Here is a 4,407-nt window from a genome sequence, read left to right as displayed (position 1 = left end):
GGACCTCATCGGCGCGGTGATCGACTTCTCCGACGGTGACGAAGCGCTCCATGAACCAACGGTATGGCGCGTCATCGGCCGCGGCTTCGAGGCCGAGGGGATGGCGCCCGAACTCGGCGCCGACGACGAGGCTACCGACGCCCCGATCCCCGACGCCGAAACCATGGAGCGGGTGTCGCGCTACAATTTCGACGAGCTGAGCCGCATCCTCAACGACCGCGTCAGCGCCCACCAGCCGGCCTCCGCACCCCCCGAGCCGCCGCCGACCGCCGCCAATGACGGCGCGCTCATCAACCTCACCGGCGAGACCTTCATCCTCAACCGGCTGCCGCTCGGCATCCTGGTGTTCCGCGACCAGCAGGTGCTGTTCGCCAACCGCGCCCTGACCGACCTCACCGGCTATGACAGCATCGAGAGCCTGCGCGCCGCCGGGCTGACCGCAATCTTTCCCTCCGAGGACAGCGCCACCTCCGGGCCGGTGACGCAGCTGGTGCGGCGCGACGGCTCACTTGCAACGGTCAATGCGCGCCTGCAATCGATCACCTGGCACGGCCGGCCCGCGCTGATGCTGTCCGCCGGCGTCGCAGAGAGCCGCATCGGTCACGAAGCCGCCGTCCGCACCTTCGCCGAACTCGCCGCCGACACCACCGATGACGGCTTCATCAGCGCCGACCGAGCCGGCACGGTCACCTCGGTATCGCTCCACGGTCGCATCCTCCTCGGGCTGGCCGAGGAAGACGTCGTCGGCAAGCCCCTGGCGGTCTTCATCGAGCCCTCTCAGCTGGGCGACCTCAAGCGCTTCCTCGAGCGGCCCGCCCGTTTCGCCGAGACCTCGCGCCCGGCCATCGTGCTCGATGGCGCCAAGCCCGGCACCCGCGTGACCCTCTTCGCCGAAGGCCAGGCTGGCATCGTCGCCGGCTATTACGCGTTCCTGCGCAAGACCACCGCGCCCGTCATCCCGACGGTGGCGACGGCACCGTCGGACGACATCGAGCCCTCGTTGCTCACCCGCATCAGCCGCAGCGTGCGGCGCCCGCTCAACACCGTGATCGGCTTTGCCGACCTGATCCGCTCGTCCGCCTTCGGCTCGATCGAGAACCAGCGCTACCTGGAATACGCGCGCGACATCAAGACCGCCGGCCAGGAGATCGCGACGCTGGTCGACGAGCTCGACGACTTTGCCCGGCTACGCGAGGGGCGCTACCCCGCCCAGGCCGTCGATATCGACCTCGCACTGCTGCTGGAGAGCTGCCTCGCCCGCGTTCGCAGCCAGGCCGGCGAGGCCCGCGTGCTGGTGCGCAGCGCCGTATCCGAGCGCCTGCCGCGCATCACCGCCGACACCGCCTCGCTGACCCAGGCGGTGCTCAACCTCCTCGCCAGCGCCATCGACCAGACGCCGGTGGGTGGCTCGGTGATCCTCTCGGCGCAGCGCGAGGACGATGGCGCCGTCATCGTCAACGTCCGCGACGGCGGCGAGTCCCGCAAGGATCTGGGCGAGCGCTTCGTGGTGTTCCGCGATGGCATCGGCAAGGATGGCGAGGTGCTGCAACCGGTGCGCTCCAGCGTCGGGCTGGCGCTCACCCGTTCGCTCCTGGCCGTCAACGCGCTGTCTCTGTCGGTCGACCCGGCGGTCGGCGTCGGCACCATGTTCTCGCTGCTGATCCCGGCCGAACTGGTAAAGCCCTGACCACCGCGCATATGAAGAAGCGGCGCTTCACGCGCCCATGTCAGCCTCTTCACTGAAGCAGCGCTACCGACACTGGCGATCGTCTTGGCCGGGCTGGTCACGGTAGTGCTTTCCACCTGTTTCGCGACGGGCGCCGACGCTCTACATTGGAAATTAACCAATCGTTGACTAAGGTTTAGCTCCTTCCACCGGATCGGCCTGAGGCGCCGGGGCATGAGAGATTTCGTCCTCACGCGGCTCGCGGCCTTCTTCGGAGCGGTCATCGGCACCGCGGTGCTGCTGTTCCTCGCGCTCGACATCCTCCCCGGCGCAGGCGCACCCGATCGCCCGGCTTGGGCGCGGTTCCTCGGATTGTTCATCGGCGATACCGGCGCCTCACCCAACATGTTCGGCGAGCGCTTGGCGGTGACCCTGCCGCTGGTGTTGCTGGCGCTGGCCATTGCCGCGGCCGGCGGCATCGCGCTCGGCCTTTCCGCCGGCTGGTACCACGGCGGCATCCTCGGTCGCGCCGCCAAGGCAGTGGCCGCCGGGCTCGCAGTGCTCCCGCCGTTCTGGCTGGGCATGCTGCTCGCCCTGCTGTTCGCCGGCGCACTGAAACTGCTGCCCGCGAGCGGCTTCGTGCGCTGGGGCGACAATCCCGCCGCCGCGCTGGCCTCGCTCATTCTGCCGGCGCTGGCCCTGGGCCTGCCCTATGCCGGGCAGCTGGCGCTGCGGGTCCGCCGCGACCTCAGCGAAGCCTCAGACACCGAGATACTACAGCTGCGCGCCGAAGGCCTGACGCCCCGGCAAGCGCGCTGGCGCATCGGCCTCGACCGCGCGCTGCCCGAACTGCCGCAGGTGCTGGGCCGCACCTTCGGTGCTCTGCTGCTCGGCGCGGCGCTGGTCGAAAGCGTGTTCTACCTGCCCGGCCTCGGCCGGCAGATCATCGGCGCCGCCGTGCAGCACGATCTCGCCCTGCTGCGCGGCGGCCTCTTCGTGCTGGTGGTGCTGGCCGCGCTCGGCATGCTGCTTTTCGCCCTACTACGCCTGCTGGTTGATCCCGCGCTGCGCCCCGAGCTCCGGCGATGATGGCCGAAGCCGCAGTGATAGCACCCCGCCAATCCCCAGATCCCCGCATCGTCGCCGGCCTGGCGGTAATGGCGATCGTCGCGCTCCTCGCGCTGCTCTCGCTCGCCTGGACGCCCCATGCCGGCGCCGTCCTGTCCCCGCTCGCCGAGCCCAGCGCGACGCACTGGATCGGCACCGACGCCGCCGGTCGCGACGGCATCTCGCTGCTGATGATGGCGACCCTGACCACACTGCTGCTCGCCGCCATGGGAACCCTCGTGAGTCTCCTGATCGGCGTTCCCGCCGGAGTGGCCATCGCGCTATGGTTCGGCCCCTCGCAACGCACCGCCCACGCCATCGCCATGCTGCCGCCGGCGCTGGCCATCGGCATGATCGTTTCGGGGCTCGCCGCGCCGGCCAACCTCACCATCGTCCTCGGCATCGCCATCCCCGGCATCGTCGTCGCCGCGACGATCACGCGGCAACTGCTCGCACCCATGTGGGCCGCCGATTTCGTCGCCGCCGCCCGGCTGGCCGGCCTCCGCCCCCTGTCGGTGGCCCAGCGCCACGTGGCGCCGCGCCTCCTGCCGCAACTCGCCGGCCTCGGCCTCGAACTGCTGGCCGCTGCCAGCCTCATCGAGATCAGCCTAAGCTTCGCCGGCCTCGGCGTCCTGCCGCCGGGGACCAGCCTCGGGCTGCTGCTTAGGGAGTCGCAGCAGTTCGGCATGATCCGGCCTCTCCTGGTGATCGTCCCCGGCGCCGTGGCCGTCATCACCGCGCTGGCGTTGCTCCTCGCCGCACGAGGTTTTCGCGAGGCGCGACATGGCGCTGCTTGAACTCGCCGGCCTCGTCATCACGCTCGCCGGAGAGCGCCTGATCACCGGCCTAGACCTGACTCTCGACGATGGCGCGGTGCTCGCCATCGTCGGCCGCGCCGGCACCGGCAAATCGCTGCTGGCCCTGGGTATCGCCGGCCTCCTTCCCGACGGTGCCGTTGTCGAAGGCACCGGACTGCCGGCCAAACGTGCCGGCCTTATCGGCCCCACCGACGACGCATCGGCGCTCACCCGCTGGCTCGCTCGCGGCGTCGATCTCCTCGTCTGCGACGAGCCGGGCAGGGGGCTCGCCCCCGCCACCCAACACGCGCTGCTCGAGGCGCTGCTCGCCGCCAACCGCGAGCGCGGCACCGGCCTGCTCATCCTCACCCGCGATTTCCGCCTGCCCCTGGTGATGGGGCTCGACACCGCCATTTTCAGCGCCGGCGCAATCGTGGAGCGCGGACCCGCCGCCGATCTGCTGGACCGCCCGCACCACCCCGCAACCCGCGAGCTGATCCTCGCCAACAAGCCCCGGACCCGTACCCTGGCCCGCCCGCCGATCGGCGAACCGCTGCTCGAACTGCACAGCGTCGCGAAGCGCATCTCCGATCCCGCCTCGCGCCTCTGGCGCCGCAGGCCGCCCATCCCCGCGCTCGAAAACATCACGTTCTCGGTGCGACGCGGCGAAGCGGTGGGACTGCTCGGCGGTCGCGGGGCCGGCAAGTCGCTGCTGCTGAAACTGGTGGCCGGGCTCGGTCGCACCACCGACGGCCACATGGCGTTTGATCGCCAATCCTATCGCGGCACCGATATCCCGCGCGAAGCCCGCTCGCGGATCAGCCTGCTGTTCTCCGA

General features: G+C 70.4%; 4 protein-coding genes. All 4 read left to right on the top strand.

From position 1 onward, the window contains the following. On the top strand, window positions 1-1,687 hold a 1,687-nt coding region (locus tag JWQ89_RS13035), incomplete at its 5' end, for a PAS domain-containing sensor histidine kinase (protein ID WP_299641683.1). A gap of 213 nt (window positions 1,688-1,900) precedes the next feature. After that, the gene (locus JWQ89_RS13030) at window positions 1,901-2,755 is read left to right on the top strand and encodes an ABC transporter permease subunit (RefSeq protein WP_299641682.1); all 855 of its coding nucleotides are present in this window, start codon (window positions 1,901-1,903) and stop codon (window positions 2,753-2,755) included. Then, window positions 2,752-3,570 (top strand): hypothetical protein, encoded by an 819-nt coding sequence (locus JWQ89_RS13025; RefSeq protein WP_299641681.1) that lies wholly within the window; start codon window positions 2,752-2,754, stop codon window positions 3,568-3,570. Before JWQ89_RS13030 ends, JWQ89_RS13025 begins: the two co-directional genes overlap by 4 nt. Beyond that, a partial coding sequence (locus JWQ89_RS13020) for an ATP-binding cassette domain-containing protein (protein WP_299641679.1) occupies window positions 3,557-4,407 on the top strand: 851 nt, incomplete at its 3' end. The genes JWQ89_RS13025 and JWQ89_RS13020, both read left to right, overlap by 14 nt.

It is taken from the genome of Devosia sp., from assembly GCF_028290645.1.
In the GTDB taxonomy this organism is placed as follows: Bacteria; Pseudomonadota; Alphaproteobacteria; order Rhizobiales; family Devosiaceae; genus Devosia_A.
Note: the sequence above shows the minus strand (reverse complement) of the source record. Positions and strands in the feature narration are given on the sequence as shown.

Excerpts from the sequence above, each read along its gene's own strand:
- JWQ89_RS13025 (WP_299641681.1), top strand. The coding sequence starts at position 2,752 with ATGATGGCCGAAGCCGCAGTGATAGCACCCCGCCAATCCCCAGATCCC.
- JWQ89_RS13030 (WP_299641682.1), top strand. The coding sequence starts at position 1,901 with ATGAGAGATTTCGTCCTCACGCGGCTCGCGGCCTTCTTCGGAGCGGTC.